This is a genomic window from Plantibacter sp. lyk4-40-MEA-4, from assembly GCF_030209415.1.
GTDB lineage: Bacteria > Actinomycetota > Actinomycetes > Actinomycetales > Microbacteriaceae > Plantibacter > Plantibacter flavus_A.
Window position 1 is genome coordinate 146,046 of record NZ_JARVSA010000009.1, and the last position, 24,506, is coordinate 170,551.

The window sequence follows — 24,506 nt, forward strand, 5'->3', positions numbered from 1 at the left end:
GCGCAACGAACAGAGAGGGGATCACCACTATGGCGCTTGAAGGAGACCGTAAGAAGGCGATCATCGAAGAGTACGCAACCCACCCAGGTGACACCGGATCCCCCGAGGTCCAGGTGGCGGTCATGACCCGCCGCATCAAGGACCTCACCGAGCACCTCAAGGAGCACAAGCACGACCACCACTCGCGTCGTGGCCTGCTGCTCCTGGTCGGACAGCGTCGCCGCCTCCTCGGCTACCTCCAGGCCGTCGACATCGAGCGCTACCGCTCGCTGATCGAGCGCCTCGGACTCCGCCGCTAGGCAGGCAGCTCTGAACCCTCCGGCGACTTATCGGACCCACGGTCCCTGAGCCTGTCGAAGGGCGCTGACACCGCGAGCTTCTTCGTGACGGGCCGTCATCCATTCGGATGACGGCCCGTTCGTGTTCCACCGGGAACCCCACAGCTGCAGAAAAACTCGTCCGTGACTCGACCAGGGGGCCCGCATCTGGCAAGGTCGAGAGTCGGCTTCGCGCGAGGCCACGAGGTACCGCACCACGGCAAGGAGCACCATGAGCATCTGGCGGACGAAGAGCATCGAGGACTCCCTCGCGGATTCCAGCGTCGAAGGGCGCAGCCTGAAGCGCACGCTCGGCACCTGGGACCTCATGATCATGGGTGTCGCGGTCGCGGTCGGCGCGGGCATCTTCTCCGTCGGAGCCAAGGCCGCGGGCAACTACGCGGGCCCGTCCGTGTCGCTCGCGTTCATCCTCGCGGCCGTCACCTGTGCCCTCGCCATCATGTGCTACGCGGAGTTCGCCTCCACGGTGCCCGTCGCCGGCTCCGCCTACACCTTCACCTACGCCACCCTCGGTGAGCTCCTCGCGTGGATCATCGGATGGGACCTCATCCTGGAGATGCTCACGGCGGCCGCCGTCATCGCCAAGTACTGGGGCATCTACCTCAGCAACGTCTTCCTGCTCTGGGGCTGGGACGTGCCGAGCGAGCTCGACGTCTTCGGGCTCAAGGTCAGCTGGGGCGCGTTCGTCATCGTCGCGGTCTTCACCACCCTGCTCGTCCTCGGGACGAAGCTGTCCTCGCGTGTCGCGAGCGTCTTCACGATCATCAAGGTCGCGATCGTCATCTTCGTCATCGTCGTCGGCGCCTTCTTCGTCAAGGCGGCGAACTACACGCCGTTCATCCCCGACGAGGTCCCGACGAAGGGCGGGGCGTCCGATGCCTGGTCGCAGTCGCTGTTCTCCTTCATGACGGGGGCCGCGCCCGCGCAGTACGGCGTCTTCGGTCTGCTCGCCGGTGCCTCACTCGTCTTCTTCGCCTTCATCGGGTTCGACGTCGTCGCCACGAGCGCGGAGGAGGTCGAGAACCCGCAGCGCAACCTGCCGCGCGGCATCTTCGGTGGCCTCGCCATCGTGACCGTCCTCTATGTCGGCGTGAGCCTCGTCCTCACCGGCATGGTGCCGTACACGACGCTCGCCGAGGCTGAGGACCCCTCACTCGCGACGGCGTTCATCGCGGTGGGTGCGGACTGGGCGGCGCAGGTGATCTCGATCGGCATCCTCGCCGGCCTGACGACCGTCATCATGGTGCTCCTGCTCGGCCTCGCCCGCGTGGTCTTCGCCATGAGCCGCGACGGCCTGCTCCCGCGCTCACTCAGTGTCACCTCCGAGAAGCGCAAGACACCTGTGCGGGTGCAGCTCATCGTCGGCGCGCTCGTCGCGCTGATCGCCGGCCTGACCGACGTGGGCATCCTCGAGGAGATGATCAACATCGGGACGCTCTCCGCGTTCGTGCTCGTCAGCATCGCCGTGATCGTGCTGCGGAAGAAGTACCCGAAGCTGCCGCGCGCGTTCCGCGTCCCGTGGTCGCCGTTCCTCCCGATCCTCTCAGCGGTGCTCTGCGTCTGGCTCATGCTCAACCTGACGACGCTGACCTGGGTGCGGTTCCTCGTCTGGCTGGCGCTCGGCTTCATCATCTACTTCGCCTACAGCCGGCGGCACTCCATCGTCGGCAAGAAGGCGCGGGGCGAGCTCGTCGAGTGAGGCCCGTGTCCGTCGCCGTCGTGCGGCCAGGGCGGCGCTGATCCGGTCGACGGTCACGCCCAGGCCGACCGCGACGACGATCGACACGGCGGTCGCGAGTACCGGGTGGTCCGGGAGGAACCGGCCGACGACGGCTCCGACGCCCACGTTCCACAGTGCCCAGGCGAGCCCTGCGAGGACGGTGATCGGGAGGTACCGACGTGGGCGGAGGCCACTCGCACCGGCGACGAGGTTGACCGCGATGCGCGCGAACGGGATGTAGCGCGCGGTGAGGATGGCTGCAGCGGCGCGGCGCTCGAGCGCGACGCCCGCACGTCCGATCGCGGCCGCGACCCGCGGGCGCCGCATCCAGGCGAACCGTGTGGTCCCGATCCGCCGACCGAGGAGGTAGCAGGACACGTCGCCGGTCACGGCGCCCGCCCAGGCCACGCCGATGAGGAGGGCGAGGTCCGGCGAGCCGCTCGACGCCGAGATCGCTCCGAGCGCCGTCACCGCGGTCTCGCTCGGTAGGACGACCAGGAAGGCGTCGGCGACCGTCAGCAGGTACAGCGCAGGGAACACCCAGCCCGACGCGGCGATCTCGAGCAACCACGCCGTGATCGCCGTCTGCAGCTCATCGACCCATGCCATGCCCGTGATTCTCGCTCGGCCGGGTGAACGGCGCGTGACGTCCGCTGCGGCCAGGGTGGTCCTCGCCCGGGAAGCGTGTGAGCATGGAGGTCGGCGGAAGCCGGCGGAGGAGGCGTCATGGCGAGGTTCGTGCGGTTCGACCGGTTCGGTGGCCCCGAGGTGTTCCACCTCGTCGAGGGCGACATCCCGGTGCCCGGCCACGACGAGGTCCGAGTCCGTGTCCTCGTCGCAGGGCTCAACCCCGTCGACCACAAGCTCGCGTCATCACCCGAAGCGCTCGCCTCCTTCGGGCGGGACGTCCCGAGCGGGAACGGCAACGACTTCGCCGGGGTGGTGGACGGTGTGGGGAGCGGCGTCCAGGGATTCGCGACGGGCGACCACGTGTACGGCGGACACCGGTTCCACGCGCAGGCGGACTTCCTCATCGCTCCGGCCGGCATCCTCCACCACGTGCCGGACGGGCTCACCATCGAGCAGGCCGGTGCCCTCGACATCGCGGGACGCGCGGCGATCGCATCGGTCGCCGCCGTCGGCGTCCAGCAGTCGGACACGGTGCTCGTGAGTGCTGCGGCCGGCGGGGTCGGCGTGCTCGCGGCGCAGCTCGCCAGGCGGACCGGCGCGGTCGTGCTCGGCACCGCCGGTGCGGCCAATCAGGAGTTTCTCCGCGGTCTCGGCGTCATCCCCGTCCAGTACGGCGACGGCCTGCGCGAGCGTGTCCTCGAGGCGGCCCCCGGCGGGATCACCGCCGTCATCGACACGCACGGCCGGCCGACCCTCGAGCTGGCGCGCGATCTCGGCGTCGCGCCGGAGCGGGTCAACACGATCGCGGACCGACCCTTCGCCACCGAGCACGGGTTCCGCGGCGTCGGCGGACAGGACGCGACGCTCGACGAGCTGGCAGCGCTCGGCGAGTCGATCGCGCGGGGTGAGATCGTCCTCCCGATCGACAGCGTGTGGCCCATCGAGCGGGTCGTCGACGCCTACCGCCACCTCATCGACGGTCACGTCCGCGGGAAGGTCGTCCTCGTCACCTCGTGACGTCGCGGCGCGATCCGGTCGGGTCGCTTCGCGGGGGCTCCGGGTCGAAGGCCCGCTTGCGACTGAAGATGAACGCCGCGCGGGGTTCGATGAGCGGTCTCGTGATGCGGCGCACGGGTCCGCTGGAGAGCACGATGACGATCAGGACCGACAGCACCAGCAGGCCGACGAGCACGAGCTCCGGGTTGCCCGTGTCGGTGAGGACGCCCGACTCTCGCAGGGGGTAGAGCACGAAGGAGTGCAGCAGGTAGACGTACATCGTCGACTGTCCGTACCGGGTGATCCACGACTGGCCGCGGGGGACGAGCACGAAGAACGCCGCGGTGAGGGCGACGGCCAGCAGGATGGCCGCGAGTCGCACCAGGCCGCCCGTCCCGTCCTCGTTCCCGAGCGCGGTGTACCCCCGGTCGTAGAAGAACCAGTAGCGCAGGTCGATGCGGCGCCACAGGTCGATCCCGAGGACGAGGACGACCGCCCACGCGATGAGGACGACGGCGGCGGCGATCCGGATCCACCAGGCCCTCGTACGGACGAGACGCCAGCGGTCCACGAGCCGCCACCGGTTGATCTGCCACCCGAGCACGAAGAACGGCAGGATCCCGAGCGCGCGCGAGAGCGAGAACGTGCTGTCGACGTTGTCGAGGTAGCCGACGCCGATCGAGATCACCACGCTCCAGAGCAATGGCCAGCGCAGGAGGGCGAGATAGGGCAGGACGAGGCGGAAGATGCCGAGCGCGAGGAGGAACCAGAGGGTCCACGACGGTTGGGTCGGGTTGAACGCGCGTTTGCCCTCGACGAGGAACTGCACGAGGGACCAGATCCCCTCCATGATCAGGTAGGGCACGAGGATGTCCGTGATCACCCGACGCATCTGTCGTCGTCCGGGAGGGGCCGACTTCGAGAAGTACCCGCTGATGATCGCGAACGCCGGCATGTGGAAGGCGTAGAGGAACAGGTACACGACGAGCGCGGGGTCGGACTCGGAGGTCAGACGCTGGATCGCGTGGCCCATGACCACGAGCGTGATGCACGCGAAACGGGCGTTGTCCCAGAACGGGACGCGCTGCTTCGGGCGAGCGGCTGCCGGCGCGGGATGCGTCAACGTCACCTCCTGGGGTCCGCACCAGCGTAGCCCGGGGCGGCCCGCGCGACGACGGGGCCCGGGCACCCGGCTCAGGATGGCGTAGCGTTGGATGGTTGCACGAGAGCGGAGGACCGGATGGCTGAACGCGGTCTGAAGACCTCGCTGATCAGCTTCGCGCCATCGCCCAAGCGCTGGCCGGCCGCCCTCACCGCCGCGATAGCGATGGCCGTGCCGGTCGCGGTCGCGACGTTCTTCGGACTCACGCCGCTCGGCCTGCTCACCGGCCTCGGGGCGTTCACCGCGCTCTACTGCGCGCCGCTCAGCCGCCGGGACCGTCTGCGGGTGCTGCCGCTCATCGGAGCAGGACTCGTCACGGCCGCGGCGCTGGGTGTCGCGATGTCGGGTTCTCGGCCGCTGACCGCGGTCGGTCTCATCGTCGTCGGGTCGGTGGTGATCTGGCTGGTGCAGGGCATCGTCCTCGGCCCTCCGGGCGCGCTGTTCTTCATCCTCGTGTTCGGCATCGCCGGCCACCTGACCGCGCCCGTCCCGATCGGCGGCGCCGGGCTCGACGGCGGGCTGGTCATCCTGCTCGTGGCGGCCGGTTCGGCCTTCGCCTTCCTGGTGGTCGTCGCGCCGTTGCTCGTGCCGGCGGTCCGCCGCGGCGCGGGGAAGCCGACGCCGATGCGCGTGCTGTTCCCCGAGTACCGGCTGAGCGCGACCGACCGCCGGATCGCGACACGCCTCACCGTCGCGCTCGCGATCAGCGCGGTCCTCGGAGCGGTCCTCGGCCTCGGTCACGGGTACTGGATCGCCGGGTCCGCCGTCGCGATCCTCAGCGTCGGGCACTCGCGCACCCTGAGCGCGACACGCGGCGTGCACCGCGTGCTCGGGACGGTCGTCGGCGCCGGGATCTTCCTCACCGTGGCCTCGCTCCAGCCGCACGGCTACGTCCTCGCCCTCGTGCTGGCCGCCCTGCAGTTCACGATCGAGCTCGTCGTCATCCGGCACTACGCGTTGGCGCTCGTCTTCATCACGCCGCTCGTGCTCATCATCAGCACGTCCTCGTCGAAGCAGCCGGTGCTCGCGATCGTGGGGGAGCGGGTGCTCGACACCCTCCTCGGAGCGGCCGTCGCGATGCTCCTCCTGCTCGTGTCCTGGGGACGCGATCGCCGCCGCGCGGCGTCTCCGGCCGCTCCCGGCACCCCGCCCATCACCTGAGGATCCGTGTCGTTCCGGGGATCGCCGAACCCCCCTCTGCTAGGCTGGCCGACGGCGGACCGTGATGGTCCGCTCCGCGCACAGCCAGCCGACAGGAAGCTGGTCCTCGGTGGTGTATCCCTCGCGATCCGCGGGTGGTGTTCTACTGGTGGCCAGCCAAGTCCCGGAAGACCGGGCGGCTTGAGCAAGTACTGCGGCTGTGTTGCGCGCTGCATCATGCACGACCGCGCTCGACGGCGCGTCCATTCGGGACGCGCGGCCCGTCACTCGACGGGAGCGCACACGTACGAAGGAGAGACCTGTGGAAGGTCCAGAAATCAAGTTCGCCGAGGCCGTTCTCGACAACGGCAAGTTCGGCAAGCGCACGGTCCGGTTCGAAGCCGGCCGCCTCGCGCAGCAGGCCCAGGGCGCGATCGCCGCGTACCTCGACGAGGAGACCATGCTCCTCTCGGCCACCTCGGCCGGAAAGCACCCCAAGGACAACTTCGACTTCTTCCCCCTCACGGTGGACGTCGAGGAGCGCTCCTACGCCGCCGGCAAGATCCCCGGTTCGTTCTTCCGTCGTGAGGGCCGCCCCTCGACCGAGGCGATCCTCGTCTGCCGCCTCATCGACCGGCCGCTGCGCCCGTCGTTCGTCACCGGCCTCCGCAACGAGGTCCAGATCGTCATCACCGTCCTCTCGATCGCTCCGGGTGAGTTCTACGACGCCCTCGCGATCAACGCGGCGTCGATGTCCACCCAGATCTCGGGTCTGCCGTTCTCCGGTCCGATCGGCGCCGTCCGTCTCGCGCTGATCCCCGGGCAGGCCGGCGAGGCCGACCAGTGGGTCGCCTTCCCGAAGGTCGACCAGCTCGAGGAGGCCGTCTTCGACATCATCGTCGCCGGTCGCATCGTGACCGACGCCAACGGCAACGAAGACGTCGCGATCATGATGGTCGAGGCCGAGGCCACCGAGAACAGCTGGAACCTCATCAAGGGCGGCGCCACGAAGCCCGACGAGGCGGTCGTCGCGGCCGGTCTCGAGGCCTCCAAGCCGTTCCTCAAGCAGCTCGTCAAGGCGCAGAGCGAACTCGCCGCTCAGGCGGCCAAGGAGATCGCGGCCTACCCCGTGTTCCTCCCCTACACGCAGGAGACCTACGACACCGTCGCCGGTCTCGCGCACGACGAACTGGTGAACGTCTACCAGATCGCCGACAAGATCGAGCGCCAGAACGCCGACGACGCCCTCAAGGACCGCGTCAAGGCGGAGATCACCGAGCGCGTCGAGGCCGGTTCGCTCGACGCCGAGGTGCTCACGCAGTTCTCGGCGGCGTACAAGTCCGTCTCGAAGGTCGTCATGCGCGGCCGTGTCCTCCGCGAGGGCATCCGCATCGACGGCCGTGGCCTGACCGACATCCGTCCGCTCGACGCGGAGGTGCAGGTCATCCCGCGCGTCCACGGTTCCGCGATCTTCCAGCGCGGCGAGACCCAGATCCTGGGTGTCACCACGCTGAACATGCTCAAGATGGAGCAGCAGATCGACTCGCTGTCGCCCGTCACGAAGAAGCGCTACCTGCACCACTACAACTTCCCGCCCTACTCGACCGGTGAGACCGGCCGGGTCGGCTCGCCGAAGCGTCGCGAGATCGGGCACGGCTTCCTCGCCGAGCGCGCCCTCGTGCCGGTGCTGCCGAGCCGCGAGGAGTTCCCCTACGCGATCCGTCAGGTCTCCGAGGCCCTCGGGTCCAACGGTTCGACCTCGATGGGTTCCGTCTGCGCCTCGACCCTGTCGCTGCTGAACGCCGGTGTGCCGCTCCGCGCACCCGTCGCCGGTATCGCCATGGGCCTCATCTCCGACGTCGTCGACGGTGAGACCCGCTACGCGGCGCTCACCGACATCCTCGGCGCCGAAGACGCCCTGGGCGACATGGACTTCAAGGTCGCCGGTACCTCCGAGTTCGTCACGGCCATCCAGCTCGACACGAAGCTCGACGGCATCCCGACCTCGGTCCTGACCGGTGCGCTCCAGCAGGCCAAGGACGCCCGCACGACGATCCTCTCCGTGCTGAACGCGGCGATCGACGCTCCCGACGAGATGGCGCCGACCGCGCCTCGCGTCATCAGCGTCCAGATCCCCGTCGACAAGATCGGCGAGCTGATCGGCCCGAAGGGCAAGACGATCAACTCGATCCAGGACGAGACCGGCGCCGACATCTCCATCGAGGAGGACGGCACCGTCTACATCGGCGCCGTCGACGGCCCGTCGGCCGAGGCCGCTCGTGCCCAGGTCAACGCGATCGCGAACCCCACCAACCCGGAGGTCGGCGAGCAGTTCCTCGGAACCGTCGTCAAGATCGCCGCGTTCGGTGCGTTCGTCTCGCTGCTCCCGGGCAAGGACGGCCTGCTGCACATCTCCGAGGTCCGCAAGCTCGCCGGTGGCAAGCGTGTGGAGAACGTCGAAGACGTGCTCGGCGTCGGCCAGAAGATCCTCGTCGAGATCACGAAGATCGACGACCGCGGCAAGCTCTCGCTCGCTCCGGTCGTCGCCGATGAGGCCGACACGCACGGCAGCGACGCTGCCAGCGAGGGCCCTGAGGCCCCGGCCGAAGGCTAGATCTCGGTCGAACGGTCGTTTGCTCGGGAGGGGACTCCAGAGCAGGCCCCGGCCGAAGGCTAAGCCGCAGGCTGCATCCGAACGCCCGTCCCGCTTCTGCGGGGCGGGCGTTCGCCGTTGCGCGGAGTGTCGACGGTTGAGCGCCAGGGTGATCCGGCGTAGCCTCGGACCACCTCGCGACGACGCGAGGGCACGGCATCGCTCACGAGGCACCGCCGTGAGGTCACCGAACTCAAGGCGGCGTGCATCGTGTCGATGGAGACTCACACCCAATTCCCGCAGGATTCCGACGAGCGGGGCGGTGATGCACGCGAACCGGTCCCGGTCGACCACGGGTGCGTCCAGCTCCTCGATCCGGACGGCGTCCGCCAGGAGGACGCCCTGTACGACCTCTTCGTCGCCGACCTCGGTCACGCCGAGCTGCTCGCGCTCTACGAGGACATGGTCGTCACACGACGCATCGACACGGAGGCGACGGCTCTGCAACGGCAGGGCGAGATCGGTCTGTGGCCGCCGTCGCTCGGGCAGGAGGCCGCCCAGGTGGGGTCGGCGCGGGTCCTGCGGCGCGGGGACTTCGTCTTCACGAGCTACCGCGAACAGGCCGTGGCGTACTGCCGTGGCGTCGAACTCGACCAACTGATGGCGATGTGGCGGGGGACCGCGCTGTCGGGCTGGGACCCGTTCGCGGTCGGCATGGCGACGCCGGCGGTCATCATCGGTGCCCAGACGCTCCATGCGACGGGCTACGCGATGGGCTGTCAGCGCGACGGGTCCGACGCGGTGGCCGTGGCCTACTTCGGCGATGGGGCGACGAGTCAGGGCGACGTGAACGAGGCGCTGGTGCTGGCCGCGAGTTTCCAGGCACCCGTGGTCTTCTTCTGCCAGAACAACCAGTACGCGATCTCCGAGCCCGTCGGGCTGCAGGCTCAGCGCCCGATCGCGGACCGGGCACCGGGCTTCGGGGTGCCGAGCATGCGGGTCGACGGCAACGACGTGCTCGCCGTGACGGCGGCGATGCGGATCGCCGTCGACCGCGCACGGTCCGGTGGTGGGCCGACCTTCATCGAGGCCGTCACCTACCGCATGGGGCCGCACACCACCTCGGACGATCCGACGCGGTACCGGGACGAGAGCGAGGTCGTGTCGTGGCGTGCGAAGGATCCGATCGCCCGGCTCGAGCGTCTGCTGGAGTCCGAGGGGGCCCTCGACGAGACCGCCCGAGCCCACGTCGCGTCCGTCGCCGACGCCGCGGCCGCCCGGGTCCGTGCGGGGTGCCTCGCCTTGCCTGCCCCTGACCCGCTCTCACTCTTCGACGAGGTCTACGCCACCGCCCATCCCGGGCTCGAACGGCAACGCGAGGAGTACCGCTCGTACCTCGCGATGTTCGACGGTGGTGCCCGATGACCACGCTCACCCTCAGCAAGGCGATCAACGCCGGACTGCACCACGCCCTCGCCGACGACGACCGGGTCCTGCTGCTTGGCGAGGACATCGGCCGACTCGGTGGGGTGTTCCGGGTGACCGACGGCCTCCAGGCTGAGTTCGGTGCCGATCGCGTCGTCGACATGCCGCTGGCGGAGTCCGCGATCATCGGAGCGGCGATCGGCCTGGCGTTCCGAGGCTTCCGCCCGGTGTGCGAGATCCAGTTCGACGGGTTCATCTATCCGGGCTTCGACCAGATCGTCGCGCAGTTGGCGAAGCTGCATTACCGGACGAAGGGTGCCGTGCGGATGCCGGTCACCATCCGCGTGCCGTACGGCGGGGGCATCGGCGCCGTCGAGCACCACTCCGAGTCCCCGGAGGCGTACTTCGCGCACACCGCGGGACTGCGCGTGGTGACGTGCTCCGACCCCCAGGACGCGCACACGATGATCCGTCAGGCGATCGCGTGCGACGACCCGGTGCTGTTCTTCGAACCGAAGCGGCGGTACTGGACGAAGGGCGAGGTGCTCGACGACCTCCCAGCCGATCCGCTCGCGTTCACCCGTGCGCGGACCGTTCGCGCCGGCACGGACGCGACGTTGGTCGCCTACGGTCCGCTCGTCCAGACGGCGCTCGAGGCTGCGGAGGCCGCGGCCGACGAGGGTGTCGACCTGGAGGTGATCGACCTCCGATCCCTCGCACCTCTCGACGTCGACGCGATCGCCGCCTCGGTCGAGAAGACCGGGCGACTCGTCATCACGCACGAGGCGCAGCGTTCCGGAGGGATCGGCGCCGAGTTGGCGGCCTCGATCACCGAACGCTGCTTCGACCTCCTCGAAGAGGCCCCGGTGCGGGTGACGGGGTTCGACACGCCCTATCCCGCGTCGGCGCTCGAGGACCATTTCCTGCCGGACCTCGACCGGATCCTGGACGGGGTCGATCGCGCACTGGGGCGTCGGTCCTCCGCCTCGGCCGCGGGCAGGGCCGAGGCCCGGCCTGTGACCGGTGGGGAGGGACGGCGATGAAGCGGTTCTCCCTGCCCGATCTCGGTGAAGGTCTGACCGAGAGCGAACTCGTGTCCTGGCGCGTCGCCGTCGGCGACCACGTCGAGCTCAACCAGGTGATCGCCGAGGTCGAGACCGCGAAGGCGCTCGTCGAACTGCCCGCGCCGACCGCCGGCGTGGTCACGAGGCTCCACGTCGAACCGGGGACGACGGTCCTCGTCGGCGAGGCGCTCGTCGATTTCGCGCCCGATGGGGAGACCGCTCCGTCCCCGTCGGTCCCCGAGGCTGACAGGGCGGAGGTCGACCGCCCGAGTGGGGCGGCGGACCGCGAGCCGGTCCTCGTCGGCTACGGCCCTCGCACGGCGAGCGGTGAACGGCCACGGCGCCGTGCGCGGTCCGGCGACGATGACACACCTGCCCCGGCGCACACCGTACCGGCGCACACCGCCCCGGTGCCGGAGCGTTCCCGGCCTCGCGCGACACCACCGGTCCGGCGACTCGCCCGTGATCTCGGCGTCGACCTCGGAACGCTCGTCGGCACCGGCGTCGGTGGTCGGATCGCGCGTGAGGAGGTCGAGCGCGCTGCGACCGGCCCGAGTGGGCAGCTGCCGGAGCGTGCTCGCGGAGCGGGAGCGGCGCCGGCCGGGACCCCAGCGACGCCGGCCACGGCGGCCACGGCGGCCGACGGGTCGGTGCGTCGGCCGATCACGGGGGTCAGGCGCCGCACCGCCGAGGCGATGGTGAGCAGTGCGTTCACGGCTCCCCACGTGACGGAGTTCCTGACGGTCGACGTGACGCCGACGATGTCGCTGCTGGACGCGCTCGCCCGCTCGCCTCGGACCGGGGACCACCGGGTCAACATCCTGACCGTCCTCGCCAAGGCGGTGTGCATCGCCGTGAGACGCACCCCCGCGGTCAACGCGAGCTGGGACGAGGCTGCCGGGGAGATCGTCGAGTACGGGCACGTCGGACTCGGGATCGCCGCAGCGACGCCGCGGGGACTCCTCGTCCCGAACATCGCACGGGCGGAGGAGCTCAGCCTGTTCGAACTCGCGGACGCCGTGGCGGACCTCGTCCGCACGGCCCGCGAGGGACGCACCGCTCCGGCGGAACTGCGAGGGGGGACGATCACGATCTCCAACGTCGGCGTCTTCGGCGTCGACGCGGGGACGCCCATCCTCAATCCCGGTGAGGCGGCGATCATCGCGCTCGGTGCCGTCCGTCGCCGGCCGTGGGAATTCGAGGGGCAGGTCGCGCTGCGACACGTCGTGACGCTGTCGCTGTCGTTCGACCATCGACTCATCGACGGAGAGCAGGGGTCCCGGTTCCTCGTCGACCTCGGGACGATGCTGTCGGATCCGGCGATGGTCCTGACGATGGTGTGATCGTCGAGTCCAGGCCCTCGCGCTCACCCGCCCCGGCGGCCGTTCGGGCCTGGACGCGACGACCGCGACGTGGCATCGTGCATCGTGTACGCATCGGGAATCAGCGAGGGAGCGGCTCATGGTCACGTACACGGATGTCTTCAGCGGGTTCTCGGTCGACGACATCGACGCGGCGAGGACGTTCTACCGGGACGTCCTCGGTCTCACGGTCACCGACAACGCCATGGGATTCCTGGACGTGGCGCTGCCCGCCGGCGGGTCGGTGCTCGTCTACGGCAAGCCGGACCACACGCCGGCCTCGTTCACGGTGCTGAACCTCGTGGTCGACGACATCGACACGGCGGTCGACGAGCTGCAGGCGCGCGGTGTGGTGACGAAGCTCTACCCCGACGACGTCCTGCCGACGGACGCGAAGGGGATCATGCGCGGGAACGGCCCGGACATCGCCTGGTTCACCGATCCAGCGGGGAACGTCCTGTCCGTGCTCGTCGACTGAACCCGTCCCGCGTCCTCACTCGGCGAGCAGGGCGGCCAGTGCCATCCGCTCGAGCGTCGAGCGCACCGCCTCGCGGTCGGGTGTCCCGGCCTCGTTCCTGCCGCGGGAGGTGCTGTGGGACGTGGAGTTGATCAGTCCGAAACCCGCGAGCGCGCGGACCCGCAGTTCCGCCGTGGGGATCGTGGGATGCAGCGTCGTGAGGACGTCCACCCACCGCTCGACGTACCGCCGCTGCAGGGTGCGGACCGCGCGGCGGTCGTCCGGTGCCAGGCTGTCGAGGTCGTGGTCCTGGATGCGGATCACGTCGGGGTCGTCGAGGGCGAAGGCCACGTGGAAGGTGACCAGCGAACGCAGCGCCCGATCGCTGTCCGGAGCCTGCTCGACCTCGCGGGTCCCGCCGTCCAGCAGATCCTGACTGACGCCGACGAGGAGTGCTGCGAGGACGGCCTGCTTGCTCGGGAAGTGGCGGTAGACGGCGGGCCCGCTCATGCCGACGGCCGTTCCGAGGTCCTCCATCGACACCCCGGCGAAGCCGCGCTCGGCGAACAGTCCGGCCGCTGACCGCAGGAGGGCCGAGCGACGTGCCGCTTTCGCCTCCGAGCGCCCGAGGTGCGGTGGGTTCGGGGACGGTGTGTCACGACCGGTCATCGGATCTCCTCGGGGTGGACTTTTTCAGTTAATGAACTGTAACCTCTCTTTCAGTGAGTGATGAGTAACTGAATGCACTCACGGTCGACGACGACAGGAGCCCGAGTGCCCACCCTCACGAGCGGTGCCGATCCCACCTCAGCCCGATTCCGCGAGCAGGAAGCGGCGCAGCGGGCGCTCGTGACGGTGCTCGAGCAGACGATGGCCACCGCGGCCCTGGGCGGACCGGAGGCATCGCGGGCCCGGCATGTCGCCCGGGGGAAGCTGCTGCCTCGCGATCGGGTCGACCGCCTGCTCGACGAGGGGAGCCCCTTCCTGGAGATCGCGCCCCTGGCCGCGCACGGCATGTACGACGACGCGACCCCCGGCGCGGGCGTCATCGCCGGGATCGGCCTCGTCCACGGACGACACGTGCTCGTCGTGTCGAACGACGCGACCGCGAAGGGTGGCTCGTACTTCCCGATGACGGTGAAGAAACACCTCCGGGCCCAGGAGATCGCGGCCGCGAACCGGCTGCCCTGCCTGTACCTCGTCGACTCCGGGGGAGCGAACCTCCCGACGCAGGACGAGGTCTTCCCCGATCGGGACCACTTCGGCCGGATCTTCTTCAACCAGGCCAGGATGTCGGCGGCCGGCATCCCGCAACTCGCCGCCGTGCTCGGGTCCTGCACCGCCGGCGGCGCGTACGTCCCCGCCATGAGCGACGAGAACGTCATCGTGCGCGGTCAGGGCACGATCTTCCTGGGCGGTCCACCCCTCGTGAAGGCCGCGATCGGCGAGGTCGTGACGCCGGAGCAGCTCGGCGGCGGCGACCTCCACGCCCGGGTGTCGGGGGTCACCGACCATCTCGCCGACGACGACGCGCACGCGCTCGACATCCTCCGGGATGCGGTCGCGACGCTGCTGGCGCCCCACCCGCGCGCGTGGGAGGTGCATCCGAGCGTGCCGCCGGTCGTCCCGGAGGCGGAGCTGTACGGCGTCGTCCCGGCGGAGCTGCAGACGGCCTACGACGTCCGTGAGGTGATCGCGCGGCTCGTCGACGGCAGCGACTTCTCGGAGTTCAAGCGGGAGTACGGCGACACCCTCGTGACCGGGTTCGCGAGGCTGCACGGGCACCCCGTCGGCATCATCGCGAACAACGGCGTCCTCTTCAGCGAGTCGGCCCTGAAGGGCGCCCACTTCATCGAGCTCGCCGACCAGCGCGGCATCCCGTTGCTGTTCCTCCAGAACATCTCGGGCTTCATGGTCGGCAGTGACGCCGAGGCCGGAGGCATCGCCAAGCACGGCGCGAAGATGGTCACCGCGGTCGCGACCACCCGGGTGCCGAAGCTGACGGTCGTGATCGGCGGTTCGTTCGGCGCCGGCAACTACTCCATGTGCGGCCGGGCCTACGACCCCCGCTTCCTCTGGATGTGGCCGGGCGCGCGCATCTCCGTCATGGGGGGACAGCAGGCGGCGAGTGTCCTCGCGACCGTCAAGCGCGACCAGCTCGAGGCCCGAGGTGAGGCGTGGACCGCCCAGGCTGAGGATGACTTCCGGGCGCCGATCCTCGCCGACTTCGAGGAGCAGGGCAATCCGTACTACTCGACCGCGCGGCTCTGGGACGACGGCATCATCGATCCCGCCCGGACCCGCACGGTCCTCGGACTCGCGCTCGAGGTGTGCTCCCGCGCGCCACTGCCGGAACCCGGCTTCGGCCTCTTCAGGATGTGACGGCATGACGATCCAGACACCGAACCGGCCGGGCCAGGCATCCGCGCGTCCTTTCCGCTCCGTCCTCGTCGCGAACCGCGGCGAGATCGCCTGTCGCATCATCCGCACGCTCACAGCGATGGACATCGAGAGCATCGCGGTCTTCAGCGACGCTGACCGCGACGCCCCGCATGTCCGGCTCGCGGACCGCGCCGTCCGCCTGGGACCCGCGCCGGCCTCGGACAGCTATCTCGATGTCGACGCCGTCGTCCGGGCCGCCGTCACGACCGGAGCCGAGGCGGTGCACCCGGGCTACGGCTTCCTGTCCGAACAACCCGCGCTCGCGAGGGCGCTCGCCGCTGCCGGGATCGTCTTCATCGGACCGGACGAGCGCGCCCTGGTCCTCATGGGCGACAAGATCCGGGCGAAGGACCACGTCGCGGCTCGAGGCGTCCCGATCATCGAGGGCGTCGCCGACGCCTCGCTCGACGACGACGCGCTCGTCCGTGCCGGCGTCGCCATCGGCTTCCCGCTCATCGTCAAGCCGGCGGGCGGAGGCGGCGGCAAGGGGATGCAGGTGGTGGAACGCACCGAGGAGCTCCCATCGGCCATCGCCTCCGCGCACCGGGTGGCCGAGGCGGCCTTCGGCGACGCCACGCTCCTCCTCGAGCGGTTCGTCACGAGACCCCGGCACATCGAGGTGCAGGTGCTCGCGGACGCCCACGGTGCGGTCGTGCACCTCGGGGAGCGCGAGTGCTCGCTCCAGCGTCGGCACCAGAAGGTGGTTGAGGAGTCCCCGTCGCCGCTCATCGACGACCGGCAGCGGGCGCGACTCGGCGAGGCGGCCTGCACGGTCGCCCGGAGCGTCGGCTACCGAGGGGTGGGGACCGTCGAGTTCCTCGTCGCCGACGACCGACCCGACGAGTTCGCCTTCCTCGAGATGAACACGCGGTTGCAGGTGGAGCATCCGGTCACCGAGCTCGTCACGGGGCTCGACCTCGTGGAGTGGCAGGTGCGCGTCGCCGCCGGTGAACCGCTGACGATGACGCAGGAGGAGGTCGTCCTGCGTGGTCACGCGGTGGAGGCGCGGCTGTACGCGGAGGACCCGTCGAGCGGCTTCCTGCCTCAGACCGGGGTGCTCGAACGGGTGTGTCTGCCGCAGGGGCCGGGGGTCCGCGTCGACGGCGGCATCGTCGCCGGGCAGTTCGTCGGCCCGTGGTACGACCCGATGCTCGCGAAGATCGTGAGCTGGGCCGAGGATCGCGGGACCGCGCTCCGGCGACTCGACGCCGCGCTCGCGGCGACGGTGGTCTTCGGTGTCCGCACGAACCTCGGCTTCCTCCGGCGGCTCCTCGCCGACGAGGACGTCGTCGCGGGACGGCTGCACACCGGTCTCATCGCCGAACTGCTCGACGACCGTCCGTCCGACTCGATGTCCGAGCGGATTTTGACCGCCGCGGCGCTCGCCGAAACGGAGCACCGGCGATGCAAGGCCGAAGCGCGGACCGCCGGACTCGGGACGCCGTGGTCGGATCCGGGTGGGTGGCGCCTCGGCGCGGCAGCACCGACGCGACAGCACCTGCGACTGGAGGACGGACGCATCGTCCGCATCGAGGTGCGCGGCTCGAGCGACGACGCGAGCGTCTCCGTCGACGACGCGGCACCGACGCGGGCCGCGGTCCTCAGCCGGTCGGACGGCACCCTGCGGTTCGAGCACGGCGGTGTCAGCACCCTCCTGGAGACCGTCCGCGTGGGGGACGAACGATGGATCGCACTCGACGGTGCCATCAGTGTGGTCGAGGTGGTCCCGCGTGAGGCGCTCCCAGCCGGCGGGGATCCGACTGCGGCAGGTGCGGTCGATCCGGAGGTGCGGACGCCGATGCCCGGCACCGTCACTGCGGTGCACGTCACGAGCGGCGACGCCGTCACCGCCGGTCAGCCGCTCGTCACCGTCGAAGCGATGAAGATGGAGCACCTCCTCACCGCCACGACCGACGGCACGGTCACCCTCCACGTCTCCACGGGTGGCACGGTCGCAACCCGTCAGTCGGTCGCGACGATCGCCGCAGACCACGTCGCAGCCCACCTGAACGCAGCCCCAACCGATGCAGCACCCACGAACGGAGCATCAGCATGAACACCGAGCTCAGCCCCGAGCACCAGCGGATCGTCGACACGGTCAAGGCGTTCGCCGACGAGGTCGTCGCGCCCGCCGCCTACCAGTACGACACGGAACGGCGTCTGCCGTACGACATCATCGCGCAGATGGGGGAGCTGGGACTCTTCGGGCTGCCGTTCCCGAAGGAACTCGGCGGCGGGGGGATGGACTACTTCGCGCTCTGCCTCGCCGTCGAGCAGCTCGGACGCGTCGACCAGAGCATCGGCGTCACCCTCGAGGCCGGCGTCGGCCTCGGAGCCATGCCGATCTACCTGTACGGCACCGACGCCCAGCGCGAGGAATGGATCCCGCAGCTCGCGAGCGGGCAGGCGCTCGCCGCCTTCGGTCTCACCGAGGCGCGTGCCGGCAGTGATGCAGGCGCGACGGAGACCACCGCCGAGCTCGTCGACGGTGAGTGGGTGATCAACGGCACGAAGCAGTTCATCACCAACTCCGGGAGCGAGATCACCCGTCTCGTGACGGTCACGGCCGTCACGGGGGAGCGGGTCCGATCCGACGGCCGGGTGACGAAGGAGCTGTCGTCGATCCTCGTGCCGGTCCCGACGCCGGGCTTCACCGCGCTACCGCCCTACGACAAGGTCGGCTGGCACACCTCCGACACCCACCCGCTGCGGTTCGAGGACGTCCGTGTACCGGAGGGCAACCTGCTCGGCGAACGCGGGCGCGGATACGCCAACTTCCTCACCGCGCTCGACGGTGGACGGATCGCCGTGGCCGCGCTCGCCGTCGGAGCAGCCCAGGGCTGCCTCGAGGAGGCGATCCGCTACGCCAAGGAGCGGGTCGTGTTCGGTCGGGCGATCGGCGACAATCAGTGGATCGCCTTCCGGATCGCGAAGATGCAGGCGCGGGTCCACACCGCCAGGCAGGCGTACTACGACGCCGCGTCGCGCATGCTCCGGGGAGCGCCCTACAAGATGGAGGCCTCCATCGCGAAGATGGTCGCCGGGGAGGCCGCGATGGACAACGCCCGCGACGCGACCCAGATCTTCGGCGGCTACGGGTTCCTCAACGAGAACCCGGTGGCGCGGCACTACCGGGACTCGAAGATCCTCGAGATCGGTGAGGGCACCACCGAGGTGCAGCTCATGATCATCGCCCGCGAACTCGGCTTCGCGTCGTGAGGTCATGATGACCGACTCGTCCGAGACGTCGTCCGGCCCCGTGATCGAGCAGCGAGGTCTGTACTTCGAGGAGTTCGTGGTGGGTGCGACCTACCGCCATCGCCCCGGGCGCACCCTCACAGAAGCCGACAACGTCCTGTTCTCGACCCTCACGATGAACGGGCAATCACTGCACGTGGATGCCGCGTGGTCTGCGACCGGGCCCTTCGGGGAACGGCTCGTGAACTCGATGCTGACCCTCTCGACGCTCGTGGGGCTGTCGGTCGCGCAGCTCACCGAGCAGACGATCGTCGCGAACCTGGGCTTCGCCGACGTCGCCTTCCCGAATCCGATGCACCACGGCGACACGCTGTACGCCGAGACGCTCGTGACGGCCAAACGGCTGTCGTCGTCGAGGCCGGGCGAGGGTGTCGTCACCCTGCTCCACACGGGTCGGAACCAGGACGGCGTCGTCGTCGCGACCGCGACCAGGAGCACGCTCGTCCAGTGCTCGGGTGCATCGTGACCGGCGCCGCGGCGTTCGACCTGGGGCCGGCGATCCTCTTCGTCCCGGCGGACCGCCCCGACCGCTTCGCGAAAGCGGCCGCGCGCGCGGACGCCGTCATCCTCGACCTCGAGGACGCCGTGGCCCCGGCCGACAAGCCGGCCGCCCGCCGGGCGATCATCGACCATCCGCTCGATCCCTCACGCACGGTCGTCCGGGTCGACCCGGCTGGCACCGTCGACTTCGACGACGATGTCGCGGCACTCGCGGACACCGCCTATCGCACGGTGATGCTGGCGAAGACGGAGACGACCGCGGCGCTCGACCGGCTCGTGGACGCGATCCCGGACGTCCGGATCATCGCGCTGTGCGAGACCGCTGCCGGTGTCGTGCAGGCACCCGCGTTGGCCGCCCATCCTGCGGTCCTCGCGCTCATGTGGGGCTCTGAAGACCTCATCGCCTCCCTGGGCGGCACGAGTAGCAGACTGGCCGACGGGCGATACCGGGACGTCGTCCGACAGGCTCGCTCCTCGGTGCTGCTCGCCGCGGGAGCCGCCGGGGTGGCCGCGATCGACGCGGTCCACCTCGACATCGACGATCTCGACGGGCTCGCGGACGAGGCGGCGGACGCGGCCGCCGTCGGCTGCATCGCCTCCGCCTGCATCCACCCGGGACAGGTCCCGACCGTTCGCGCCGCCTACCGCCCGGACCCCCGGTCGGTGGCAGCGGCGCAGGCCCTGCTCGACGCCGCAGCGGGAGCGGCCGGCGTGTTCCGGCACGAGGGACGCATGGTCGACGAGCCGCTCCTGCGGCACGCGCGACTCGTGCTCGCCCGTGCCGAGGTGACCGTCGATCCGAGGTGATCGACCGACTCCAGCAATCGTTACGAATCAGTTGCCACCCGGTCGTGATGTCGTCCAGCCGAAGTCGCCGGTCTCCTCTAGCCTGGTGAGCAAGCACCGGCCCGTCGCTCCACGCACGGATCCCGACGGTGCAGCGCGTCACCGGTCGGCGGACCGAGAGAGGGGCAGGGGATGCCACACCTCTGGCGCTCGTCGAGCACCCGTGGCAGTTCTCTCGTCGGTGGAGCAGCGGACGGCGTCGACGACGACGCGAGTCGGCGTCCCGAGCAGCTCGTCCCGCACCCGTCCTTCCCGACGCCCGTCCAGGACCCCGAGCCGTCGGAGGCACCGAGGCGCACGATCGGCGACTCCGAGTTGTCGGTCTTCCCGGTCGTGCTCGGCGGCAGCGTGTTCGGTTGGACCGTCGACCCCGACACGACGTCGGACATCCTCGATCGATTCCACGACTCCGGCGGCAACATGGTCGACACCGCCGACAGCTACGCTGGCGGACGCAGCGAGATCCTCATCGGCAACTGGATGCGGAAGCGCCGCAACCGGGACGACATGGTCGTCGCGACGAAGATCGGCCGGCACCCCGACTACCCGGGTCTCGGCTCGGTGAGCATCATCCGTGCGGTCGAGGCGGCGCTCGAACGGTTGCAGACCGACCACATCGACCTGCTGTCCTTCCACGACGACGACCCGAGCATCCCGTTGGCGGACAGCCTCGGGACGGTCGACTGGTTGATCGAGACCGGCAAGGTCCGCTACCTCGGCACCTCGAACACGACCCCCGAGCGGCTGATGGAGGCGCGGATCCTCTCGGCGAGCGGCTTCACCCAGTTCGTCGCGCTCGAGACGCACTACAGCCTCATGCACCGGGAGCCGTACGAGAGCACCCTCGCGCTCGTCGCGACGGCCCAGCACCTCGGTGTCCTGCCCTACTTCGCCCTCGCGAACGGGTTCCTGACGGGCCGCTACCGCACCCGCTCCGACCTCGACCCGAGCACCCGCGGCAGTCGCGCCGCGACCCATCTCCACCGCCGTGGTCTGCGGGTCCTGCACGTCCTCGACGAGATCGCGGAGGAGAACCGTTGCACGGTCGCCTCGGCCGCGCTCGCCTGGGCCATGTCACGTCCCGGCGTCGTCGCGCCCATCGCGAGCGCGTCCCAGCCGGCTCACGTCGACTCGCTCATCGCGGCGGCCGACGTGCGGCTGAGTCGTGGGCAGATCCTCGAGCTCGACCGCGTCTCGGGTCGCTTGCGCTGAGTCGACCGGCGGGCGCCCGTGCACCGACGCTCGCGCGCGACGCCCGGGAACCTGACGTATGGTTGGGGTGATGAACGCCGCCGTCGACTTTCCGCTCACTCGTCCCGAGCTCGCGTTCACCGCATCCGGGGACGCGCTCGTCCGCCGGACGGTCCTGCCCAACGGGCTGCGCATCCTGAGTGAACACATGCCGGGCAGCCGCAGCGCCACGATCGGCTACTGGGTGGCCGTCGGTTCCCGCGACGAACAACCGGCGACCGCTGATCGACCGGCGACCTTCGGCTCGACGCACTTCCTGGAGCACCTCCTGTTCAAGGGCACGCCGTCGCGTTCCGCCCTCGACATCGCGGTCGCCTTCGACGCCGTCGGCGGCGAGCACAACGCGCTCACGGCCAAGGAGCACACCTGCTACTACGCCAAGGTGCGCGATCGCGACCTGCCGATGGCGGTGGACGTCATCACCGACATGCTCACCTCCTCGCTGCTCGACCCGGAGGAGTTCGAGAACGAACGCGGCGTCATCCTCGAAGAGCTCGCGATGATGGACGACGATCCGGGGGACGTCGCCAACGAACGGTTCTTCGAGCGCGTGCTCGGCGAGCACCCGCTCGGGCCTCCGATCGGCGGTCACCCGCAGTCGATCATCGAGGTCGGCCGGGACGCCGTCGTGGCGCACTACCGGGCCAACTACCGCGCGAACGACGTCATCGTGACGGCGGCCGGCGCGGTCGACCACGACGCGCTCGTCGCCCAGGTGTCCGAGGCGCTCGTGCAAGCGGGCTGGCCGGCGGACGCGGTGGCCGCACCGGTCGCGCGTCGGACGCTCGCTCCTGCTGCCATCGTCGGAGGCTCGCCCCTCTCGGTCGTGCACCGTCCCACCGAGCAGGTCCACCTGCAGATCGGCGGGGCGGGCCTCATCGCAGGCGATGAGCGACGATTCGCCATGAGCATGCTCAACTCCATCCTCGGCGGCGGCATGTCCAGCCGCCTGTTCCAGGAGATCCGCGAACGACGCGGGCTCGCCTACTCGGTGTACTCGTTCGCCGGCAGCTACTCGGACGCCGGCGTCTTCGGCCTCGCTGCAGCCTGCTCCACGGCGAAGGCGGCGACCGTCGCCGAACTCATGCTCGCCGAGCTCCACCGGCTCGCCGAGCACGGCGTGACGGACGAGGAGTTGTCGCGCGCGCTCGGGCAGCTGAGCGGCGCCTCGGCGCTGGCGCTGGAGGATTCGGACTCGCGTATGAGCCGCCTCGGTCGAGCGGAGCTGACCCTCGGCGAGTTCATCGACCTCGACGAGAGCATCCGTCGCCTGCAGTCGGTCGGTCAGGACGACGTCCAGCAGCTCGCGCAGCACCTCGCCGCGCAGCCCATCACGGTGTCGGCGGTCGGAGCCGTCGACGAGGACACCTTCGCTCCGATCATCGCGGGGGTGCGTTGAATGTCCCATTACCTGTATCTCGTCAGACACGGCGAGCAGCAACACGCTGAGCACGGCTTGCCCGACGGACCGCTGTCGGCACGCGGTCGGCGCCAGGCGCAGCTGCTCGCGGAGCGCCTCGGCGGTGTCCCGATGACCGCGGCGTGGCACTCGCCGTTGCAGCGTGCCGCGGAGACCGCCCAGATCATCGCCGAGCGGATGCCGGCCGTCACACCGGAGCCGTCGTCGCTGCTCTTCGACTGTGTCCCGAGCGGTCGCACACCTGAGACGCCGTCGGCGTTCGACCCCTTCTTCGGTTCGATCACCGAGGCGGAGATCGAGGCGGGCGAAGCGCAGATGGCCGACGCCGCGGCCGAGTTCCTCTCGCCGAAGCGCGGTGACCATCACGAGCTGCTCATCACGCACAACTTCGTCATCGGGTGGCTCGTCCGCGAGGCGCTCCAGGCGCCCGCATGGCGCTGGGTGAGCATCAACCAGGCCAACGGTGGACTGACGGTGCTGCACCAGCGCGCCGGGCGTCCGTGGAGCCTCATCACCCACAACGACCTCGCGCACCTCCCCATGGAACTCCGCACGGGACTTCCCGAGCCGCACATCGTCTAGTCGGCGGCCCGCCTCCTCCCGGACGGGCAGCACGTAAGCTGAGGGCATGACGACACGAGTGGCGCTGGCCGGCGCGAGCGGCAAGATGGGCCGACTGTTCACCAGCATCATCGGTTCACTCGACGACTTCGAGCTGGTCGCATCGCTCGGTTCCTCGAGCGAGCTGAGCGAGATGGACGAGGCGGACCTCGTCGTCGACGTCACGGTCCCGGGTGTCAGCCAGCGGATCGTCGACCACGCCGTCGCTCAGGGGATCAACGTGCTCGTCGGGACGAGCGGCTGGTCGGCCGAGCGTATCCAGCGACTCGACCGCCGACTCGCCGAGCTGCCCGAGCAGGGCGTCGTCATCATCCCCAACTTCTCGCTGGGGTCCGTCCTGTCGACGAGTCTCGCGACCGTCGCGGCCCGCTTCTTCGACTCGATCGAGATCATCGAGTCCCACCGCGACACGAAGGTGGACTCGCCCTCCGGGACCGCCGTGCGCACCGCCGAGTTGATGATGGCCGCTCGTGGCGACCGTGGGCCCGTCGCCGCTCCGCACACCGACCAGCGGGCGAGGGGACAGCAGGTCTCGAGCATCCCGATCCACAGCCTGCGGCTCCAGGGCGTCGTCGCCCGCCAGGAGGTCGTGTTCGGTGGCGTCGACGAACTCGTCACGATCACGCACGACACGATCTCGCCAGCATCCTACGAGCGGGGCATCCGGCTCGCCCTCGTCGCCGCCCGCGACGCCCGGGGGGTCACCGTCGGTCTCGACAGCCTGCTCGACCTCGGACTCGATCGCCCAGGGCCGACGGGTCGGCGGCCCGCCCAGGGGGCGCCCGAGCACGTCTCCGGCCAGGCCGCGGCGGCCAGCGCCCTGTGAAGACCCGCGTCATGGTCGCGGTCATCGCGGCCCTGCTCGTCCTCTACATCGTCCTCGTCGGGTACCGTGCCGTCGTCCTCCTCGGCACGGGTGAGCCTGTCGGCATCGCCATGGGTGCGGCGCTCATCGTCCTGCCGATCCTCGGCGTCTGGGCGCTCTGGCGCGAGATCGCATTCGGGCTGGGCGCCGAGCGACTCGGAGTCCGCCTCGAGGCCGAGGGCGGCCTTCCGCCCGAGCAGGTCGAGACCCGCGAGAGCGGCCGGCCGATGCGTGATGCCGCAGACGAGTTGTTCCCGAAGTACCGCGACGCGGCCGAGGCCGCTCCCGACGACTGGCGATCCTGGTACCGCCTCGGACTCGTCTACGACGGTGCAGGAGACCGCCGCCGCGCACGGCAGGCCATCCGACAGGCGATCCGGCTCTCGCGGAGCTGACCGGAGCGGCGGCGTCCCGTC

General features: G+C 70.2%; 21 protein-coding genes and 1 pseudogene. 19 read left to right on the top strand and 3 right to left on the bottom strand.

The window, feature by feature from the left end; all coding sequences use genetic code 11:
* The first annotated feature begins 29 nt into the window (after nucleotides 1–29).
* Nucleotides 30–299, top strand: a complete 270-nt coding sequence (gene rpsO / locus QRN44_RS15510) for a 30S ribosomal protein S15 (RefSeq protein WP_056012204.1) — start codon at nucleotides 30–32, stop codon at nucleotides 297–299.
* A gap of 250 nt (nucleotides 300–549) precedes the next feature.
* A complete protein-coding gene (locus QRN44_RS15515) occupies nucleotides 550–2,037 on the top strand; it encodes an amino acid permease (RefSeq protein ID WP_285039570.1) in 1,488 nt (495 codons plus the stop codon).
* Between the two features lie 144 nt (nucleotides 2,038–2,181).
* Here QRN44_RS15515 and QRN44_RS15520 read toward each other — a convergent pair.
* Nucleotides 2,182–2,667, bottom strand: a pseudogene (locus QRN44_RS15520) (DedA family protein); the annotation flags it as partial.
* Nucleotides 2,668–2,784: 117 nt separating this feature from the next.
* Between QRN44_RS15520 and QRN44_RS15525 the strand changes: the two are divergent.
* The gene (locus QRN44_RS15525) at nucleotides 2,785–3,705 is read left to right on the top strand and encodes an NADP-dependent oxidoreductase (RefSeq protein ID WP_285039571.1); all 921 of its coding nucleotides are present in this window, start codon (nucleotides 2,785–2,787) and stop codon (nucleotides 3,703–3,705) included.
* Here the strand turns inward: QRN44_RS15525 and QRN44_RS15530 are convergent.
* The gene (locus QRN44_RS15530; protein WP_285039572.1) at nucleotides 3,695–4,807 is read right to left on the bottom strand and encodes an acyltransferase family protein; all 1,113 of its coding nucleotides are present in this window, start codon (nucleotides 4,805–4,807) and stop codon (nucleotides 3,695–3,697) included. The two genes, QRN44_RS15525 and QRN44_RS15530, sit on opposite strands and share 11 nt — an antisense overlap.
* Before the next feature lie 117 nt (nucleotides 4,808–4,924).
* Between QRN44_RS15530 and QRN44_RS15535 the strand changes: the two genes are divergently transcribed.
* The 6 genes from QRN44_RS15535 (at nucleotide 4,925) to QRN44_RS15560 (ending at nucleotide 12,907) form a co-directional block, all read left to right on the top strand.
* Nucleotides 4,925–6,007: an FUSC family protein gene (locus QRN44_RS15535; protein WP_079002701.1), complete on the top strand. Its 1,083-nt coding sequence runs from the start codon at nucleotides 4,925–4,927 to the stop codon at nucleotides 6,005–6,007.
* Between the two features lie 301 nt (nucleotides 6,008–6,308).
* The gene (locus tag QRN44_RS15540; protein WP_079002700.1) at nucleotides 6,309–8,600 is read left to right on the top strand and encodes a polyribonucleotide nucleotidyltransferase; all 2,292 of its coding nucleotides are present in this window, start codon (nucleotides 6,309–6,311) and stop codon (nucleotides 8,598–8,600) included.
* 255 nt (nucleotides 8,601–8,855) lie between these two features.
* Entirely contained in the window at nucleotides 8,856–10,004 is a 1,149-nt protein-coding gene (pdhA, locus tag QRN44_RS15545; protein WP_079002699.1) for a pyruvate dehydrogenase (acetyl-transferring) E1 component subunit alpha, read from the top strand.
* A complete protein-coding gene (locus tag QRN44_RS15550) occupies nucleotides 10,001–11,047 on the top strand; it encodes an alpha-ketoacid dehydrogenase subunit beta (protein WP_285039573.1) in 1,047 nt (348 codons plus the stop codon). Before pdhA ends, QRN44_RS15550 begins: the two co-directional genes overlap by 4 nt.
* Nucleotides 11,044–12,411 (top strand): dihydrolipoamide acetyltransferase family protein, encoded by a 1,368-nt coding sequence (locus QRN44_RS15555; protein WP_285039574.1) that lies wholly within the window; start codon nucleotides 11,044–11,046, stop codon nucleotides 12,409–12,411. The genes QRN44_RS15550 and QRN44_RS15555 overlap by 4 nt, the downstream gene beginning before the upstream one ends.
* 118 nt (nucleotides 12,412–12,529) lie before the next feature.
* Nucleotides 12,530–12,907, top strand: a complete 378-nt coding sequence (locus QRN44_RS15560; protein WP_064294462.1) for a VOC family protein — start codon at nucleotides 12,530–12,532, stop codon at nucleotides 12,905–12,907.
* Nucleotides 12,908–12,922: 15 nt separating this feature from the next.
* Here the strand turns inward: QRN44_RS15560 and QRN44_RS15565 are convergent, their stop codons facing one another.
* Entirely contained in the window at nucleotides 12,923–13,555 is a 633-nt protein-coding gene (locus QRN44_RS15565; protein WP_175117823.1) for a TetR/AcrR family transcriptional regulator, read from the bottom strand.
* A gap of 72 nt (nucleotides 13,556–13,627) precedes the next feature.
* Between QRN44_RS15565 and QRN44_RS15570 the strand changes: the two genes are divergently transcribed.
* The 10 genes from QRN44_RS15570 (at nucleotide 13,628) to QRN44_RS15615 (ending at nucleotide 24,485) form a co-directional block, all read left to right on the top strand.
* Nucleotides 13,628–15,268: a carboxyl transferase domain-containing protein gene (locus tag QRN44_RS15570; protein WP_502928647.1), complete on the top strand. Its 1,641-nt coding sequence runs from the start codon at nucleotides 13,628–13,630 to the stop codon at nucleotides 15,266–15,268.
* A gap of 4 nt (nucleotides 15,269–15,272) precedes the next feature.
* On the top strand, nucleotides 15,273–17,384 hold the full coding sequence (locus QRN44_RS15575; RefSeq protein ID WP_285039576.1) for an acetyl/propionyl/methylcrotonyl-CoA carboxylase subunit alpha: 2,112 nt from the start codon (nucleotides 15,273–15,275) through the stop codon (nucleotides 17,382–17,384).
* Complete coding sequence (locus tag QRN44_RS15580; protein WP_064294458.1) at nucleotides 17,381–18,547, top strand: acyl-CoA dehydrogenase family protein; 1,167 nt, start codon at nucleotides 17,381–17,383, stop codon at nucleotides 18,545–18,547. Before QRN44_RS15575 ends, QRN44_RS15580 begins: the two co-directional genes overlap by 4 nt.
* 7 nt (nucleotides 18,548–18,554) lie before the next feature.
* Nucleotides 18,555–19,052: a MaoC family dehydratase gene (locus QRN44_RS15585; protein WP_071262384.1), complete on the top strand. Its 498-nt coding sequence runs from the start codon at nucleotides 18,555–18,557 to the stop codon at nucleotides 19,050–19,052.
* On the top strand, nucleotides 19,049–19,894 hold the full coding sequence (locus QRN44_RS15590) for an HpcH/HpaI aldolase/citrate lyase family protein (protein WP_071262383.1): 846 nt from the start codon (nucleotides 19,049–19,051) through the stop codon (nucleotides 19,892–19,894). Before QRN44_RS15585 ends, QRN44_RS15590 begins: the two co-directional genes overlap by 4 nt.
* Nucleotides 19,895–20,065: 171 nt before the next feature.
* Entirely contained in the window at nucleotides 20,066–21,145 is a 1,080-nt protein-coding gene (locus tag QRN44_RS15595; protein WP_079002693.1) for an aldo/keto reductase, read from the top strand.
* A 70-nt stretch (nucleotides 21,146–21,215) separates the two neighbouring features.
* Nucleotides 21,216–22,583: a M16 family metallopeptidase gene (locus QRN44_RS15600; RefSeq protein ID WP_285039577.1), complete on the top strand. Its 1,368-nt coding sequence runs from the start codon at nucleotides 21,216–21,218 to the stop codon at nucleotides 22,581–22,583.
* Nucleotides 22,584–23,186, top strand: a complete 603-nt coding sequence (locus tag QRN44_RS15605; RefSeq protein WP_071262315.1) for a histidine phosphatase family protein — start codon at nucleotides 22,584–22,586, stop codon at nucleotides 23,184–23,186.
* A gap of 46 nt (nucleotides 23,187–23,232) precedes the next feature.
* Nucleotides 23,233–24,051, top strand: a complete 819-nt coding sequence (gene dapB, locus QRN44_RS15610; RefSeq protein WP_350310102.1) for a 4-hydroxy-tetrahydrodipicolinate reductase — start codon at nucleotides 23,233–23,235, stop codon at nucleotides 24,049–24,051.
* A gap of 11 nt (nucleotides 24,052–24,062) precedes the next feature.
* Nucleotides 24,063–24,485: a hypothetical protein gene (locus QRN44_RS15615; RefSeq protein ID WP_217485360.1), complete on the top strand. Its 423-nt coding sequence runs from the start codon at nucleotides 24,063–24,065 to the stop codon at nucleotides 24,483–24,485.
* Nucleotides 24,486–24,506: the final 21 nt, after the last annotated feature.

Excerpts from the sequence above, each read along its gene's own strand:
- rpsO (WP_056012204.1), top strand. The coding sequence starts at position 30 with ATGGCGCTTGAAGGAGACCGTAAGAAGGCGATCATCGAAGAGTACGCA.
- QRN44_RS15515 (WP_285039570.1), top strand. The coding sequence starts at position 550 with ATGAGCATCTGGCGGACGAAGAGCATCGAGGACTCCCTCGCGGATTCC.
- QRN44_RS15525 (WP_285039571.1), top strand. The coding sequence starts at position 2,785 with ATGGCGAGGTTCGTGCGGTTCGACCGGTTCGGTGGCCCCGAGGTGTTC.
- QRN44_RS15535 (WP_079002701.1), top strand. The coding sequence starts at position 4,925 with ATGGCTGAACGCGGTCTGAAGACCTCGCTGATCAGCTTCGCGCCATCG.
- pdhA (WP_079002699.1), top strand. The coding sequence starts at position 8,856 with ATGGAGACTCACACCCAATTCCCGCAGGATTCCGACGAGCGGGGCGGT.
- QRN44_RS15550 (WP_285039573.1), top strand. The coding sequence starts at position 10,001 with ATGACCACGCTCACCCTCAGCAAGGCGATCAACGCCGGACTGCACCAC.
- QRN44_RS15555 (WP_285039574.1), top strand. The coding sequence starts at position 11,044 with ATGAAGCGGTTCTCCCTGCCCGATCTCGGTGAAGGTCTGACCGAGAGC.
- QRN44_RS15560 (WP_064294462.1), top strand. The coding sequence starts at position 12,530 with ATGGTCACGTACACGGATGTCTTCAGCGGGTTCTCGGTCGACGACATC.
- QRN44_RS15565 (WP_175117823.1), bottom strand. The coding sequence starts at position 13,555 with ATGACCGGTCGTGACACACCGTCCCCGAACCCACCGCACCTCGGGCGC.
- QRN44_RS15570 (WP_502928647.1), top strand. The coding sequence starts at position 13,628 with ATGCACTCACGGTCGACGACGACAGGAGCCCGAGTGCCCACCCTCACG.
- QRN44_RS15575 (WP_285039576.1), top strand. The coding sequence starts at position 15,273 with ATGACGATCCAGACACCGAACCGGCCGGGCCAGGCATCCGCGCGTCCT.
- QRN44_RS15580 (WP_064294458.1), top strand. The coding sequence starts at position 17,381 with ATGAACACCGAGCTCAGCCCCGAGCACCAGCGGATCGTCGACACGGTC.
- QRN44_RS15585 (WP_071262384.1), top strand. The coding sequence starts at position 18,555 with ATGACCGACTCGTCCGAGACGTCGTCCGGCCCCGTGATCGAGCAGCGA.
- QRN44_RS15595 (WP_079002693.1), top strand. The coding sequence starts at position 20,066 with ATGCCACACCTCTGGCGCTCGTCGAGCACCCGTGGCAGTTCTCTCGTC.
- QRN44_RS15600 (WP_285039577.1), top strand. The coding sequence starts at position 21,216 with ATGAACGCCGCCGTCGACTTTCCGCTCACTCGTCCCGAGCTCGCGTTC.
- QRN44_RS15605 (WP_071262315.1), top strand. The coding sequence starts at position 22,584 with ATGTCCCATTACCTGTATCTCGTCAGACACGGCGAGCAGCAACACGCT.
- dapB (WP_350310102.1), top strand. The coding sequence starts at position 23,233 with ATGACGACACGAGTGGCGCTGGCCGGCGCGAGCGGCAAGATGGGCCGA.
- QRN44_RS15615 (WP_217485360.1), top strand. The coding sequence starts at position 24,063 with ATGGTCGCGGTCATCGCGGCCCTGCTCGTCCTCTACATCGTCCTCGTC.